The organism is Pseudobutyrivibrio sp., from assembly GCF_015057185.1.
Classification (GTDB): Bacteria; Bacillota; Clostridia; order Lachnospirales; family Lachnospiraceae; genus Pseudobutyrivibrio.
The window spans coordinates 23,188-38,721 of sequence record NZ_SVEV01000010.1; the positions used below are offsets into that span (position 1 = coordinate 23,188).

General features: G+C 39.6%; 14 protein-coding genes. All 14 read right to left on the reverse strand.

Translation table 11 applies throughout. The features are described from left to right. Positions 1-156: 156 nt before the first annotated feature. Positions 157-1,953 carry an ATP-dependent zinc metalloprotease FtsH gene (ftsH, locus tag E7276_RS05420; protein ID WP_294214840.1) on the reverse strand — a complete coding sequence of 599 codons (1,797 nt, stop codon included), beginning with the start codon at positions 1,951-1,953 and terminating at the stop codon, positions 157-159. A 34-nt stretch (positions 1,954-1,987) separates the two neighbouring features. Beyond that, positions 1,988-2,512, reverse strand: a complete 525-nt coding sequence (gene hpt, locus E7276_RS05425) for a hypoxanthine phosphoribosyltransferase (RefSeq protein ID WP_294214713.1) — start codon at positions 2,510-2,512, stop codon at positions 1,988-1,990. A gap of 4 nt (positions 2,513-2,516) precedes the next feature. After that, on the reverse strand, positions 2,517-3,863 hold the full coding sequence (tilS, locus tag E7276_RS05430) for a tRNA lysidine(34) synthetase TilS (RefSeq protein WP_294214714.1): 1,347 nt from the start codon (positions 3,861-3,863) through the stop codon (positions 2,517-2,519). Beyond that, a complete protein-coding gene (locus E7276_RS05435) occupies positions 3,829-4,140 on the reverse strand; it encodes a septum formation initiator family protein (RefSeq protein ID WP_294214717.1) in 312 nt (103 codons plus the stop codon). Before E7276_RS05435 ends, tilS begins: the two co-directional genes overlap by 35 nt. 25 nt (positions 4,141-4,165) lie before the next feature. Further along, positions 4,166-4,405 carry an RNA-binding S4 domain-containing protein gene (locus tag E7276_RS05440; protein WP_015548569.1) on the reverse strand — a complete coding sequence of 80 codons (240 nt, stop codon included), beginning with the start codon at positions 4,403-4,405 and terminating at the stop codon, positions 4,166-4,168. Between the two features lie 344 nt (positions 4,406-4,749). After that, the gene (locus tag E7276_RS05445; protein WP_028234604.1) at positions 4,750-5,022 is read right to left on the reverse strand and encodes an HU family DNA-binding protein; all 273 of its coding nucleotides are present in this window, start codon (positions 5,020-5,022) and stop codon (positions 4,750-4,752) included. Between the two features lie 228 nt (positions 5,023-5,250). Then, the gene (locus E7276_RS05450; RefSeq protein ID WP_294214721.1) at positions 5,251-6,375 is read right to left on the reverse strand and encodes a hypothetical protein; all 1,125 of its coding nucleotides are present in this window, start codon (positions 6,373-6,375) and stop codon (positions 5,251-5,253) included. Positions 6,376-6,492: 117 nt separating this feature from the next. Next, positions 6,493-7,827 (reverse strand): CCA tRNA nucleotidyltransferase, encoded by a 1,335-nt coding sequence (locus tag E7276_RS05455; RefSeq protein ID WP_294214844.1) that lies wholly within the window; start codon positions 7,825-7,827, stop codon positions 6,493-6,495. Next, positions 7,823-9,262, reverse strand: a complete 1,440-nt coding sequence (gene proS / locus E7276_RS05460; protein WP_294214723.1) for a proline--tRNA ligase — start codon at positions 9,260-9,262, stop codon at positions 7,823-7,825. Before proS ends, E7276_RS05455 begins: the two co-directional genes overlap by 5 nt. Before the next feature lie 98 nt (positions 9,263-9,360). Beyond that, entirely contained in the window at positions 9,361-11,646 is a 2,286-nt protein-coding gene (locus E7276_RS05465) for a GGDEF domain-containing protein (RefSeq protein ID WP_294214727.1), read from the reverse strand. A 19-nt stretch (positions 11,647-11,665) separates the two neighbouring features. Further along, positions 11,666-12,322, reverse strand: a complete 657-nt coding sequence (locus tag E7276_RS05470) for an RluA family pseudouridine synthase (RefSeq protein ID WP_294214729.1) — start codon at positions 12,320-12,322, stop codon at positions 11,666-11,668. Positions 12,323-12,373: 51 nt separating this feature from the next. Beyond that, positions 12,374-13,063: a response regulator transcription factor gene (locus E7276_RS05475; RefSeq protein ID WP_294214731.1), complete on the reverse strand. Its 690-nt coding sequence runs from the start codon at positions 13,061-13,063 to the stop codon at positions 12,374-12,376. Then, a complete protein-coding gene (locus E7276_RS05480) occupies positions 13,060-14,202 on the reverse strand; it encodes a sensor histidine kinase (RefSeq protein ID WP_294214734.1) in 1,143 nt (380 codons plus the stop codon). The genes E7276_RS05475 and E7276_RS05480 overlap by 4 nt, the downstream gene beginning before the upstream one ends. A gap of 65 nt (positions 14,203-14,267) precedes the next feature. Further along, positions 14,268-15,449, reverse strand: a complete 1,182-nt coding sequence (gene metK, locus E7276_RS05485) for a methionine adenosyltransferase (protein ID WP_294214736.1) — start codon at positions 15,447-15,449, stop codon at positions 14,268-14,270. Positions 15,450-15,534 lie beyond the last annotated feature (85 nt).

Here is a 15,534-nt window from a genome sequence, read left to right on the forward strand (position 1 = left end):
CTATGGGGTTAGTAAAAATTATATAATGTATTGGGGGGTTTTTACGATGTTTATTATATGGCCGTGCAACACTTAAGTGTGCACAAATATAACAAACATCGTAACTATCTTTTGTGCATATTGCACTAAGCTCCCCCGTTTTCCCCTCTACAGCGCCTAATTTGCTTCGAATAGGCTTTCAAATTCATCTCTGCCTATCTTTTCATTCTCTAATAATAGATTAGCACATTTATGCAAAACTTGCTCGTTCTCTTTTATTATTTGAACTGCTTTTTCATAACAAGAATCAATAATACATTTGACCTCATCATCAATAAGCTTTGCTGTAGCTTCTGAAAAACTCTTTGTGTGGGCTAAATCTCTACCAATGAATACCTCTTCGTCATCATCACCATAGTGAATCATACCCACATTCTTTGAGAAACCATACTTTGTAACCATGTTACGAGCCATTTGTGTAGCCTGTTTGATATCGTTAGATGCTCCTGTGGTAACATCATCAAACACAAGCTCCTCTGCAACTCTACCACCAAGAGAAACTATGATATCCTGGGTCATTTTGCCCTTGGTGTTAAACATATCATCTTTCTCGTTGATAGGCATTGTGTAGCCTGCTGCAGAAGCTCCAGTAGGTATTATTGAAACAGAATATACAGGACCAACATCTGGAAGAACATGGAAAAGAATTGCATGTCCAGCCTCGTGGTAAGCTGTAATTTTCTTTTCTTTATCAGATACAACACGGCTCTTCTTTTCTTTACCGATTCCGACCTTAACAAATGAATGCTTTATGTCTTCGTGGGTAATGAAACCTCTATTTTCGCCTGCTGCAAGAATTGCTGCTTCATTTAATAGGTTCTCAAGGTCAGCTCCTGTAAAGCCAACTGTTGTCTGGGCGATCTGATGTAAATCAACATCATCGCCGAGAGCTTTATTTCCTGCATGAACTTTGAGGATTTCCTCTCGTCCCTTAACATCAGGTCTGCCAACGTATACCTTTCTGTCAAAACGACCTGGACGCATAATAGCCTGATCAAGAATATCAACACGGTTTGTTGCTGCCATAACTATGATGCCTTCGTTGACACCAAAGCCATCCATCTCTACAAGGAGCTGATTAAGTGTCTGCTCTCTTTCATCATGGCCGCCGCCCATACCTGTACCACGGCGTCTAGCAACCGCATCAATTTCATCAATAAATACAATACAAGGTGCATTTTGCTTTGCTTCTTCAAATAAATCACGAACACGAGAAGCACCTACACCAACAAACATTTCTACGAAGTCAGAACCTGAAATCGAGAAAAATGGAACGCCGGCCTCGCCAGCGATAGCCTTTGCAAGTAATGTCTTACCTGTTCCAGGAGGGCCCACAAGAATAACACCCTTTGGAATACGAGCACCGAGATTGGTATATTTCTTTGGGTCTTTGAGGAAATCAACAAGCTCCTCAACTTCTTCTTTTTCTTCTTTGAGACCTGCTACATCGTTAAATGTAGTCTTTATGTCTTCTTTGTTAGTCATTTTGGCACGGCTCTTACCAAAATTCATCATTTTAGCATTTGTACCGCCACCGCCGCCTGCTCCTTGGGCATTCATCATAATCATAAATAGGATGAATACTGCGCCCAACACTATGAGCATTGGTAAAAGCTCAGATATCCAACTGTCATGTGGAATGTCGCTGAGAGTATATGTCATTCCCGCATCATCAATCATTTGCTGAATATCATTAACATCAGAAACATATAATGTAGCTGATGAGCTATCCTTGAGTTTTACTGTCACAACACCTGTAGGAACAGCCTCGTTTTGAGAAATGCTTATAGCTGCAATATCCTCGTCAGCCAATGCTTTCTTAAACTCAGCCATTGTATAGTTGGTTGTGGTCTTCCCCATGCTTGTGTATAAAATAAATAGAACTACTGCCACAAACAAGGCGTATATTGCCATTCCCGAAGTTCTACGTTTCTTCAATTGTCCCCTCCTAGTCTAGTTCTACAACTCCAATATATGGAAGGTTACGATATTTCTGGTCGTAATCCAATCCATAACCAACTACGAACTGGTCTGGAATTGTAAATCCTGTATAGTCTACATGTACGTCAACCTCGCGACGGTCTGGCTTGTCAAGCATTGTAACCATGCGAACTGACTTTGCTCCCCTATCTTTAAATAACTGTCCTAAGAAATTGAGAGTATTACCGCTATCAATGATGTCTTCTACTATTATTACGTTCTGTCCTGTTGGGTCTAAATCCAAATCTTTTTTGATTTTAACAACACCAGAAGATACTGTACCGCCGTCGTAGCTAGATGTAGCCATAAAATCGATAATAACTGGTACTGTGATTCTCTTTGCAAGCTCACATGCGAAGAATGATGCTCCCTTTAAGATGCAAACCAAAAATACTGTTTCTCCCTGATAATCCTTGCTGATTTGTTCTCCTAATTCTGCAATTCTTGCTGCAAGCTCTTCTTCTGGTAACAGAACGCGAATGTTCTCACTCATTTCCTTATTCCTCCGTGTAACTTATCTCTAATACTTTTTTAGTATTTTTAGAAATTTTGTAATAATCACTAATCCTATATCCAACTACCCACATAACATGGCTGCCATCGCACACCAGTGGCACCGACTCTCTAAGATGTCTAGGTATTTTTTGATCAACAAAATAATCCTGAATCGATTTGTGATTTCCGGCCGAATCTATGGTCAGATAATCTCCCTCAGCCCTAGTTCTTATTACAATATTAGCCCCTATTCTATCACAATCAAACCATTTAGTATAGGTATCCGTAGGGTAATTCATCCCTTCTTCGTAGGCAAATTCTCGGTACTTAAACTCGCCTGTTGGACCTGTTTTTTCATCATCAACCACATACATTTCCTCATAAGAAATGATCAAAGTTTTCTTGTAAGGAAGCTGTACTTGTTTTTCTCCATCCTCATTTAATAAGGACATAATAGCATCTACATGTACCGCAGAAACATCCTTCTTCTCTGGCATGTAATTGCTTAAATACATTTTCAAGGCTTGAGTAGCTATAACTGCTGGAGCAGTTGCTATTGCTCTTTTTCTAAGTTTTCCTTCTCCAGCGTCTGCAATCTGAAGTAGTCCATTTGCCTCAAGGGAAATATAATCTGCCACTTCTGAAAGTCTTCTGGTCATATCAGAAATATGCTCAAGGGCCTTTTCATTGATTTCAGTGAATTCAGGCAAAATATTATGTCTGATTTTATTTCGACTGTAATCTGTCTCTAGATTGGTGGAATCAATACAATATTTGATTCCATTATCCTTTAAAAGCTGAACAATATCAGACTTTGTGGTGCCAAGTAGTGGTCTAATGATATTATCCCGGACTGGGGCTATGCCGCACATACCATCTAGGCCAGCACCTCTAGCCATGTGAAATAGTACTGTCTCTGCATTGTCATCAGCATTGTGAGCCACTGCAATTTTAACAGGTCTTCCAATTTCGCTGGCTAATGCCTCTGCCTCCTTGTTAAACAGATCGTACCGCACGATTCTTGCCTCTTCCTCTGTAGAACGGCCAGATTGCTGAACTAAGGCAGGAATATCAACTACATATTCCTTTAGCTCAATTCCATGCTGACTGCACAAATCCCTAACATATTGCTGGTCTCTGTCAGCTTCCTCACCTCTGATGCAATGGTTCACATGAAGTGCTCTTATAGATAAATCAAGCTCTTCCTTTAGGGCAAGCAGTACAAAAAAAAGGCATACAGAGTCTGGACCCCCTGATAAGCCCAGCACGACTCCGTCGCCTTTGTCAATCATATTATATTTGCCAATGTATTCTCTAATCTTCTTGTCTAAAAATGATCCAATTGTCATGTGTCAACCCAAGCTTCTGAGAAGCCTCGTTTTCTATATATTCGTCTGTGCCGACGTACTCTTCTTGTTCTTTGATTTGCTCGCTCTTTTCATTTGCGGCATCTAATTCATCCTGTAGATTAGCTTCCTGCTTTTTCAGTTCTTGATTTTTGTCATAGAGACGATATACCTGTACTGCCATAACTCCAATCATAAAAAGCATAATCAATGCTACATATATTCTACCTGTAGAGGTTTTCTTTCTTCTGTGTACTTTTCGCCTATTTCTTCCTGCCATATACATCCTCAGAACACTTTAGAAATTACAGATACTTAAACAAATCTGCGGCTGCATCCTTTTTTGTAGTATCTTGAATATCAAGGACCTCAACCTTCACATTTTTGTTTCCAAATGCTATTTCTATTATATCACCAACTTTAACATCGGTGGAAGCTTTCGCAATTTTTCCATTAATTTGTACACGCCCACTGTCGCATGCCTCATTTGCTACAGTTCTGCGCTTTATCAATCTACTTACTTTTAAATATTTATCTAATCTCATATCTATCCCATTCCCTAAATGTGCTCTATCAACTACATTTTTAGAATCTCTGCATCCGTATGCCATAACCCTTACTTTTTGTAATTGTATGTTGGAAGACGACAATGTTACATAAGATATTTAAGTGAGTATAGCGAAAGCGATACTTAAATGTTTTATGTAACATTGGAGTCTAACGCTTTCTCAACCTAAGTTGGTTGAGAACAATTATATATTACTAATTTGGGCGAGTATAGCGAAAGCGATGTCCAAATTAGTAATATATAATTGTTACCACAACCAACGCAGTCCTCACAAAAAAGTAAGGGGTTCGGCATTGCCGAACCCCGAAGATTCTAAATCTATTAGTTGATAGAATCCTTAAGTGCCTTACCAGCCTTAAACTTAGGAGCCTTAGATGCAGGAATCTTCATCTCAGCGCCTGTCTGTGGATTTCTACCTGTACGAGCTGCTCTCTCAGAAACTTCGAATGTACCGAAGCCAACGAGCTGAATCTTCTCCCCCTTCTTAAGCTCTTCAGCAACAACCTCTGTAAAAGCCTTTACAGATGCTTCTGCGTCCTTCTTAGAAATGTTAGCCTTGCTAGCGATAGCTGCTACTAATTCTGTCTTGTTCATTACCTATTCCTCCTCGAGAATTTTGATTTATAGTTAGGGTTTCCGCCCCTTAGTAACTACAATATCCTTTATAATTGTTTTAAATACCCATGTCAACAACAAAACCTCAAAAAGTCCCGATTTTATAAGGTTTTTATGGATTATTACAAATTTTTTACACATTTTTTTAACATTATTACTATTTACAAAGCCTTGATTTTTCGGGAAGTTCACATATAATTCACAAGTTTAGTCATTTAAGGTTCCCAGAAGGTCTGCGATAGTTGTCAGATAATCCACCTCGTAGTCGTAATCTTCGTTGTTTGAAGGCTCTTCTGATTCAGATTCTGACTCTTCTTCAGCCTCTTCCTCCTCTGGTTCTTCGGTCCATGGTTCACTGGCCGTTTCTCCACTTTCAGATTCTAGCGCTAAGGTGATTGTAGCTTCTGCAGAATTAACCACCAAGGTTTTATTCCATGAATTGTATCCAGCACAATCTACTCGTAAACTATGATTTCCATACTGAACATATTGTGGTTCTGTTACATCTATTTGCTCGCCATCTATATACACATAAGTATCAGGAGCTGTTACTAAAAATGTAATCAAACAATAGGATGGACCATCGCCCTTTAAATCATCTAGATTTATCTCCGTGGTTTCATTGCGAACTACAGTGTAATCGCCACTTCCACCCCAGCCATTGTTGGCTACAGTAATTTTGTAAGTTCCCTCTGGAACCTCAATAACCTCTTCCCCATTTACCATGGAAACAATTTTATTGCCTATAAATATCATACTGTCATCAAAAAGCTCAGTATTTGTCAAATGTATAAAGCCATGGCCTGTTGTAACAGCGATAGATATTATATCTTTATCTTGACCAACAACCGTAAGAATATCGTCTGAGCCAATGCTATCTACAAGAATTTTTTCTGTATCTGAATAAGCCTTTGTGGAGCCTGTAATTTTGTAATTGCTTCCATTAATTTTTATTAAATTTTTCTCTGTATCGATGGTATACTTGGACAGATCCTCATAAACCCACACATCATCGGACTTTTGAACCTGCATAAGTGCACCTGAGGATGGCAAAAATCCATCTATGGTAACCACAGAGCCTATGGTAAATTCGGCCCACATGCTGGCCTTTCCATATTTATCCAAAAATTTAGTTGTCATTGTATAGTTGTAACGGTATTGCTTTGCCTCTGAAATAGAGTATAGAGATATGGTCTCATCGGCCATATTAAGATCTTCGACTATGTATAATTCTTGATTTGCAGGCTCTTCCCCAGTTTCTTCTGTTTCAACTTCTTCACTGGTTTTCAGCGCACTGCCAGTATGATTCGTGACTGCAGCGTTATTTTGCACAGCGCCACAGCCCAACAATACTGTAACTACAATAGTTAATAGAAATATAAAATTCGCCCTTTTGTTTGTAAAAATCCCCTTCATAACATTATTTTACCATATCTCCCCAAAATATGCCTATTGTGCAATTATTTCTTTTGCACGTTTTAATAAATATTCTCGATCATTTAAGCTAGGATTGTCGATTACTTCTTCAAATAGTGTCCCAAGTACCTGTCCTATCTGCTGCCCCTGTGGGAGTCCCATATCAATCAAATCCTTGCCATTTATCTTTAAATCTTTAATTCTAAGGCAATCCCCAGCCTCTATTATGGCTTTGTATGCCTTTTCAAGCTCGTCGATATAAGCAAGCTTTTCTTCTCTGTGATACATGCTCTGAGCCAAGGTATCAGCCTTCTTTACGGAAATCAAATCATCAAAATTGTCCTTGCCAACTCTAATTATCATTCTGCGGACATTTCTCTCATTTATTTCTGGTCTGTCGTCATGATTTTTCACAAGGTTTGCGACCCTGTCAGTTGTATCATTATCAAATTTGAGCCTTCTAAGTACCGCACGCGCCATTTCCGCACCCTTTACAGGATGCATCTTAAAGTGATTTTGACCATTTTCGTCTGTTGTTTTGCAAACAGGCTTTGCAATATCATGAAGCAACATGGAAAGTCTAACTACCTTGTCATTTGGCACCAAGCCCATAGATACGATAGTATGCTCTCCTACGGTGTACATATGATGCTTGTTTATCTGGTCACATTCCATCATAGCATTGAATTCTGGGAAAAATACATTTGTTAGTCCTGTCAAATATACGTCTCGGATTCGCTCTGGATGATCAGAGGTAACAAGTTTAACCATTTCTACCTGGATACGTTCAGCGCTGATTCGCTCTAATGTTGGAGCCAAATCTTTTATCGCCTGGTATGTGTCTGCTTCTATCTCAAATCCCAACTGAGCAGAAAATCTAAGGGCTCTAAGCATACGAAGAGCATCCTCTGTGAAACGCTCCCTCGGGTTACCTACTGCTCGGATTATGCCGTTGTCCAAATCCTCTTTGCCACCAAACAAATCAACTAATCCCCTAGAATCATTGTAAGCCATGGCATTAATGGTGAAATCTCTACGCTTTAGGTCCTCTTCTAGAGATGCGGTAAATGTAACTTCCTTTGGATGACGTCCATCCTCATATTTGCCGTCCACCCTATAGGTAGTGACCTCATAGCCAACACCCTGCATTAAAACTGTAACTGTGCCATGCTCGATTCCAGTGTCAAAAGTGCGCTGAAATAAAGCCTTGACCTGCTCAGGCAAAGCTGATGTGGTTATGTCCCAATCATGAGGAACTTTCCCTAGAATGCAGTCACGGACACAGCCGCCTACTGCATAGGCTTCGTGTCCGTTTGATTCTAATACATTTATTATGTTTTGAACGTCTGCTGGTAAATTCATATTAATAAGCTTTACCCCAATATACTAATTTCTTAGCTGGCTTGCCACAACATGCACATACGTCAGAAATATGCTCCTGATCATTGAATGGCATACAACGTGAAGTAACAGCTAAATCTTCTTTGATTTTGTTCTCACACTCAACATCGCCACACCACATTGCACGAATAAAGCCTGGCTTGTTATTAGCGATTTCTGTGAACTCAGCATAGTTGTGAGCATCCCAGATATGGCTATCTCTATGAGCCTTTGCTCTTTCAAACATATCCTTTTGGATTGTCTCAAGAAGCTCTGCAACCTTTGTCTCAACCTGATCAAGTGGACACTCGATTTTCTCACGTGTATCACGACGAACGAGAACGCACTTGCCAGCCTCGATATCCTTTGGTCCAAGCTCTACACGAACTGGGATACCACGCATCTCAGCCTCTGAGAACTTCCATCCTGGTGACTTGTCAGAGTCATCAAGCTTTGCACGCATAGTCTTGCCAAGGCGTCCGCAAACCTCGCCTGCCTTTTCAAGAACTCCTTCTTTCTTCTGCTGAATAGGAATAACAACTACCTGTGTAGGCGCGATACGTGGTGGAAGTACAAGACCTGAATCATCACCATGTACCATAATGATAGCACCAATAAGACGTGTAGTCATACCCCAAGATGTCTGATGTACATACTGAAGCTGATTATTCTTGTCAGTATACTGAATTCCGAAAGGCTTTGAGAAGTTCTGTCCAAAGTTATGTGAAGTACCAGACTGTAAAGCCTTTCCATCGTGCATAAGTGCCTCGATTGTATATGTAGCCTCAGCTCCTGCGAACTTTTCTTTGTCTGTTTTCTGTCCGCGAACTACTGGCATAGCAAGAACTTCTTCACAGAAGTCTGCATAAAGATTAAGCATCTGAATTGTACGAGCCTCTGCCTCCTCAGCTGTTGCATGAGCAGTATGGCCCTCCTGCCATAAGAACTCTCTAGAACGAAGGAATGGACGTGTCTCCTTTTCCCAACGAACTACTGAACACCACTGGTTGTAAACCTTTGGCAAATCTCTGTGAGAGTGAATAATATCTTTATAGAAATCACAGAAAAGAGTCTCAGATGTAGGACGAACGCAAAGACGTTCCTGAAGCGGGTTAAGACCACCATGTGTAACCCAAGCTACTTCTGGTGCAAAGCCCTCAACATGATCCTTCTCTACTTGAAGAAGACTCTCAGGAATGAACATCGGCATGTATACGTTCTGGACTCCTGTTTCTTTGAATCTTCTGTCTAACTCGTGCTGGATGTTTTCCCAGATAGCATAACCATCGGGCTTTATAATCATGCATCCTTTTACTGATGAATATGCAATCAAATCAGCCTTAACAACTACGTCGGTATACCACTGTGCGAAATCCTCAGACATAGAGGTAATCGCTTCTACCAGCTTTTTTTCCTGTGCCATTTTTTTCTCCTTTTTATTATTTATAATCTTTTATAAGCCTGTCTATTATATAAAATAATCAAAAACAAGTCCACCCCTAGAACAGGGTGGACTGTATATTAAATGTACATTTCTTCGAATTTTTTAACCGGTAATGGCTTATCAAAATAATAGCCTTGTAAATAGTCAGCTCCGGTGCCTGATAAATAATCAAGCTGCTCCTTGGTTTCGACACCCTCAATAATTACCTGCATTCCAATTGCCTTAGCCAAGGTGATAATTGTGTTGATAATCTTTCGGCCCTTCTGGGCATTTCTATCAATTGAAAGGAATGCCATATCCATTTTAAGGATATCTGCTGGAACCTCTTTTAGCATATTCAGTGAAGAATATCCGCTACCGAAATCATCAATCTCAATAAGGAATCCGTACTCCTTCAGAGAATTGATAATATCTATCTGACGTTCCTTTTCTGTCATGAATACTGACTCGGTTATTTCAATTTTAAGCCTTGATGGAGCCACATTATATTTCTCAACAAGGGATGTAAGCACATCAAACAAATCAATGTAGTAAAAATCTTTTACCGAGATATTAACAGATATTGATAATTCATCCCTGCCAAGACTGGCCCAATATGCAAGTCTCCTAACTGCCTGCTCCCAAATATACAGGTCAAGCTTGTATATATAGCCTGTTTTCTCAAGCAATGGAATAAATGCTCCTGGAGCAATAATTCCTCTATCAGGATGAATCCATCTAACTAACGCCTCTGCCAAAGCAACCTTGCCGTCCAAATTCACAACTGGCTGCAAGAACATTGCAAACTGGCCTGTCTGAAGGGCTTCTTCAAACTCACCGATAATTTTCTGCTCCGTCATATATTCATGGCGCAACATATCGCCATAGTATGCAATGCTATTTTTGAAGCTGGTCTTAATAGAATCAATAGCCAAGAAAGCTCCATCAATCATAGAAATAATCGATGCTTCTCTATCGAATATCTCATAAACACCAACCAGTATAACCATTCTATACTGAGAATTATTAAGGTAGTGGCTAACCTTGTTCATGCCTGTCATAAATAATTCTTCAGAATAACGAATCTTTGGCATCAATATTGCAAATCTATCGGCTTCTAGTCTGGCAAAAATAGCACCCGGCTTTATTTTTTCTCTAATTGCATCTGCACATTTAACTAAAAGTCCGTCAGCCTCATCTACACCAAACATATCATTGATAAGCTTGAAGCCCTTAATATTACAACATACCAGGATATATTCACGCTCTGGATTGTTATCGAGAATATCACGAACCTCTTCGTAGAACGCCTCTCGCTTTAATGCTCCAGTAAGTGGATCATGACTATTTCTATATTTTTCCTCCTCGTATGCCAAATAGTCACCTGTGACATCATAGAAGGATAGGTAACAGCCACAATAATAGCCCTTTTTGTCATATATTTTGTTGAAGTGAACATCAAACCTATAGTCGTCGCCATTTAGTGTGTACACATCGTTCCAGCTAGAATTTGAAATGGAATTGGCTTCTTTTCCTTCCTTCCATTTTCTGAATCTTTCCTCCAGAAGTCTACGGTCTCCACTTGGGCAAAACATTCTGTTGGCAAACTGATTTGAATAAATACAACAATCATTTTCATCGAATGATATCAACGCACATTCCATTCGCTCTGTGATGGTTGATAACATATATTCAACGAAGGATTTTGGATTATAAAGCAATGTGTAATAGGCCAAATAAATGGATCCAACTCCATAGAAGCAAATGGATACATCAATTGGGAAGCCAAAAAATACATAAATCAGATTAAGAATTATTATTCCTGCAAAAACCGCAAGAACCGCCAGATACCTATTTCTGTGGAATCCGCTAGTGGAAATAGCCTTTTTCAAAAACATTGCCACAACTAGAGCAACTAGAATATAACAGAAAACAAGATGGACTATGTAATAATCATTGATTACAAAATCATAGAACCATTCATCATCCGAAAGATATTCCTTCTCAAGAGTGAACGCGTGATGCCAAATCATTGAAGTATATATGCTAACTGTATCTGCAACTGCAATCGCCACTGTAATAAGCGGAGATGCATAAGACTCCATCCAAACCTTTGTGTACTGTCTAGCATAAAAAACGAAGCTAAGTAACAACCAATCCAAGCTACTGAAATACAACACATATCCCAATTCTGCTACTTTCGGGTCATGTGAGCCAATAGCAATGGTGTATACAATGCTGGTAACAATACCAATTATTAGCACCTGTACAATCGAAATATTCAGCTTACTTTTCAATATTCTATGCTTTGTGCTTACGTATACGATGCAACATAGCATCATTAAAGCAACAAGCATAACAACAAATACGTAAATTCTTATCAAGCAAAAACCCCCATCTTAGCTAATTTGCCACTTTGCTGTCTCTAAAATCTTCTCCTTGAGGCTTGATATCAAATCCCATTTTTTCACCTGTTGTAGGATGAATAAAACCAATGTGATGTGAGCATAAAGCAAGGAAATGCCCTGTGGAAACTCCGCCATATTTCACGTCACCTACAATTGGCGCTGTCCTACTAGCCAACTGAATTCGGATTTGATGGTGTCTACCTGTAAATAAATCAATATCAAGAAGCTTTCTATCGTCCCATTCCTCTACGACTCTGTATCTAAGAACCGCCTTTTTAGCTCTAGGATCGTTCTCTTTTACTACTTTGGAAAGATTTGTTCTATTGTCCTTTACCAAATAATCAACTAGCTCTCCCTCGTTTGGAAAAGCTTCTCGATTAATAATTGCATAATAATTTTTCTTGAAGGTGTGATCTGTGATTTCCTTTGTTAGCTTGTTTGCTGCCTCGGAACTCTTTGCAAAAACCATAACACCTTCAACTGGTTGGTCCAATCTATGTACAACATGTATAGATGGCTTTTCACCTTTTTCAGCCAAATGATTGTTAAGCAAGCTAACCATATCCTGCTCTCCGATGTTTTTGGTCTGGGTTGCCACTCCTGCTGGTTTATAGCATACGATAATACTATCGTCCTCGTATAGAATTTTCATACATTAGCCCCCTCAAGCTTATTTTATGTATACTATTTTATCACTTTTTAACTATACCTTAAAGCGATATCCTACACCCCAAATTGTCTCAATGTACTGTGGCTTCGAAGTGTTTAATTCAATTTTCTCACGGATTTTGTTTACGTGTACTGTTACTGTGGAGATGTCTCCAATAGACTCCTCGCCCCAAAGAGTTTCAAACAATTGCTCCTTGGAATAAATAACATTTGGATTTTCTGCTAAAAATGTTAAAAGATCAAATTCCTTTGCAGTAAAGACCTTTTCCTCGCCGTTAATCCATACTCTACGGCTGGCCTTGTCTATACGAAGTCCTCTTATGCTAATTTCATTTTTCTGGATTGCTGGAGACTGGACAAGTCTCTCATATCTAGCCAAATGAGCCTTAACTCTTGCTACCAATTCGCTTGGGGAAAATGGCTTTGTAATATAATCATCTGCACCTAATCCAAGGCCACGGATTTTATCAATCTCTTCCTTTTTGGCTGTAACCATAAGAATAGGCACATCCTTTACCTCACGAATTCTCTTGCAAAGCTCAAATCCATCAATTCCCGGAAGCATAAGGTCCAAGATAAACATGTCGTAATTTCCTGCTAGTGCCTTTTGAAGACCTTTCTCACCGTCACCTTCGATGTCTACCTCGAAGTTAGAGAGCTCCAAATAGTCCTTTTCTAATTCTGCAATAGCTTCTTCATCTTCAATTATCAGTATTCTGCTCATGAAAGGCCTCCTAAATATTTTCTAATAACAAAGTACATGGTAGTTCCTTCGTTTTCTTTACTTGTAACCCAAATTTTGCCACCGTGGTCTTCTACGATTTTTTTGACGATAGAAAGACCGATTCCGCTGCCACCTGCTGCAGAATTTCTAGAGGTATCCGCACGATAAAATCTATCGAATACGTAAGGTAAATCCTTTGTCGCTATACCCTTTCCATTATCTGCCATCTCAATCTGAACAAAGTCTCCTACGTCCTTGACTGTAATGGCTATTCTTGATGGCACATCAGCCCTCATGTATTTAACAGAGTTGCTGACAATATTGTGTATTATCCTGCCCAATTGCTCTGGGTCCGCAATAATCTGAACATCTGGATCAACAAAATTAGAATAATCTAAGCGTATATGCTGATTTTCCAAATCCATTCCAAGCTCTTCGATACAATCAGAAAAATATGAGCTAAGGTTTAGCTTTTGGAAATTGTAAGGAATCTTGTTTGTATCAATATTTGAATACAAGGTCAATTCATTTATAAGAGTATTCATTTCATTGGCCTTGTTGTAAATGGTCCTAATATATTTTTCCTGCTTTTCAGGGGTATCGGCTACACCATCAAGCATTCCCTCAGAATAACCCTTAATTGCAGTAATTGGCGTCTTTAAATCGTGGGCAATATTTGAAATAAGTGCTCGCTGCTCTGCCTCATCCTCCAGTCTATCCTTGGCGTTATTTATAAGTCGAATACGCATGTCTTCAAAGGCATTGCACACTTCAGACATTTCATCTGTGCCGTTGCTAGCAACTGAAAAATCCAAATTTCCTTCTTTTATATTATTAGCTGCATTTTTAAGAATTTTTAATTGAGGTGCAATGCCTCGATAAATCCATGCAACCATAACAACTGCTGTTAAAAGTAAAATAATAAACTCAGCTACACAAAAGTTCATTATTAACTCATCAAACTTTCCAGTTTCATCCATATAATCCTTAAAGGAATGGAAAATCTCGTTAGAAATCAGCTGCTCCTCAGTAGCCTGTCGGATGAATCCCTTCATGGCAATCATAAGAGCACTAAAAAGCATTACCGGTACAATTGTTATTATAAAAAAAGAAATTATAAGTCTATTTTTTAGTTTCATATCTACACCTCATCATAAAAAGGCAGCCCTTAAAGGACTGCCTTAATTATAGCATATTGAATTTCTTAAAGATATTTCTTTAATACTTCTGCCTTGTTTGTCTGCTCCCAAGGAAGCTCAACATCTGTACGTCCGAAGTGTCCGTAAGCAGCTGTTGGACGGTAGATTGGTCTACGAAGGTCAAGCATTTTGATGATTCCTGCTGGACGAAGATCGAAGTTCTCACGAACGATTTCGATAATTTTTTCATCTGAAAGCTTTCCTGTGCCAAATGTGTCTACCATTACTGATGTAGGCTCAGCAACACCGATTGCGTATGAAAGCTGAATCTCGCACTTGTCTGCAAGTCCTGCTGCAACGATATTCTTTGCAACGTAGCGGGCTGCATAAGCGCCTGAACGGTCAACTTTTGTGCAATCCTTACCTGAGAATGCACCTCCGCCGTGACGAGCATATCCGCCGTAAGTATCAACGATGATTTTACGTCCTGTAAGACCTGCGTCACCGTGTGGGCCACCAATTACAAAGCGGCCTGTTGGATTGATGTAGAACTTAGTTTTCTCATCAATCATGTCCTGTGGAAGGACTGGGTCGAAGACATATTTCTTAATGTCTGCGTGAATCTGTTCCTGAGTAACATCCTCATCATGCTGTGTAGATAAAACTACAGCTTCAAGTCTAAGTGGCTTTCCAGCCTCGTCATACTCTACAGAGACCTGTGTCTTTCCATCTGGTCTGAGGTACGAAAGTGTACCATCCTTGCGGACATTGGCAAGCTGAAGAGCAAGTCTATGAGCAAGAGAAATTGGGTATGGCATAAGCTCTTCTGTCTCGTTTGTGGCGAAACCGAACATCATGCCCTGGTCACCTGCACCTGTATCTAAATCATCTGCAAGTGAGCCTTCCTTTGCCTCAAGAGCCTTGTCAACACCCATAGCAATGTCTGCGGATTGTTGATCAAGAGCGACCATAACAGCGCAAGAGTTTCCATCGATGCCTTTCTTTCCATCGTCGTAGCCGATTTCAAGAAGAGTCTTGCGAACAATAGCTGGAACGTCGAGCTGAGCCTTTGTTGTGATCTCGCCTGTAACAAGAACGAAGCCTGTACATGAAGCAGTCTCACAAGCTACTCTACTCATTGGGTCTTCAGCTAAGCAAGCATCAAGGATGGCGTCCGATATGGCATCACATACCTTATCTGGATGGCCTTCTGTTACTGACTCTGAAGTAAAAAGTAACTTTTCCATTTTGTGACTCTCTTTCTATTAAATTATCCACCGAAACCTATTTTTCGGTTATACTAGTATAATCCCTTTATGCTTTGTTATCAAT

Bases quoted from the DNA above. Each gene is read 5' to 3' on its own strand.
- ftsH (WP_294214840.1), bottom strand. From the start codon at position 1,953: ATGGCAATATACGCCTTGTTTGTGGCAGTAGTTCTATTTATTTTATAC.
- hpt (WP_294214713.1), bottom strand. From the start codon at position 2,512: ATGAGTGAGAACATTCGCGTTCTGTTACCAGAAGAAGAGCTTGCAGCA.
- tilS (WP_294214714.1), bottom strand. From the start codon at position 3,863: ATGACAATTGGATCATTTTTAGACAAGAAGATTAGAGAATACATTGGC.
- E7276_RS05435 (WP_294214717.1), bottom strand. From the start codon at position 4,140: ATGGCAGGAAGAAATAGGCGAAAAGTACACAGAAGAAAGAAAACCTCT.
- E7276_RS05440 (WP_015548569.1), bottom strand. From the start codon at position 4,405: ATGAGATTAGATAAATATTTAAAAGTAAGTAGATTGATAAAGCGCAGA.
- E7276_RS05445 (WP_028234604.1), bottom strand. From the start codon at position 5,022: ATGAACAAGACAGAATTAGTAGCAGCTATCGCTAGCAAGGCTAACATT.
- proS (WP_294214723.1), bottom strand. From the start codon at position 9,262: ATGGCACAGGAAAAAAAGCTGGTAGAAGCGATTACCTCTATGTCTGAG.
- E7276_RS05470 (WP_294214729.1), bottom strand. From the start codon at position 12,322: ATGAAAATTCTATACGAGGACGATAGTATTATCGTATGCTATAAACCA.
- E7276_RS05475 (WP_294214731.1), bottom strand. From the start codon at position 13,063: ATGAGCAGAATACTGATAATTGAAGATGAAGAAGCTATTGCAGAATTA.
- E7276_RS05480 (WP_294214734.1), bottom strand. From the start codon at position 14,202: ATGAAACTAAAAAATAGACTTATAATTTCTTTTTTTATAATAACAATT.
- metK (WP_294214736.1), bottom strand. From the start codon at position 15,449: ATGGAAAAGTTACTTTTTACTTCAGAGTCAGTAACAGAAGGCCATCCA.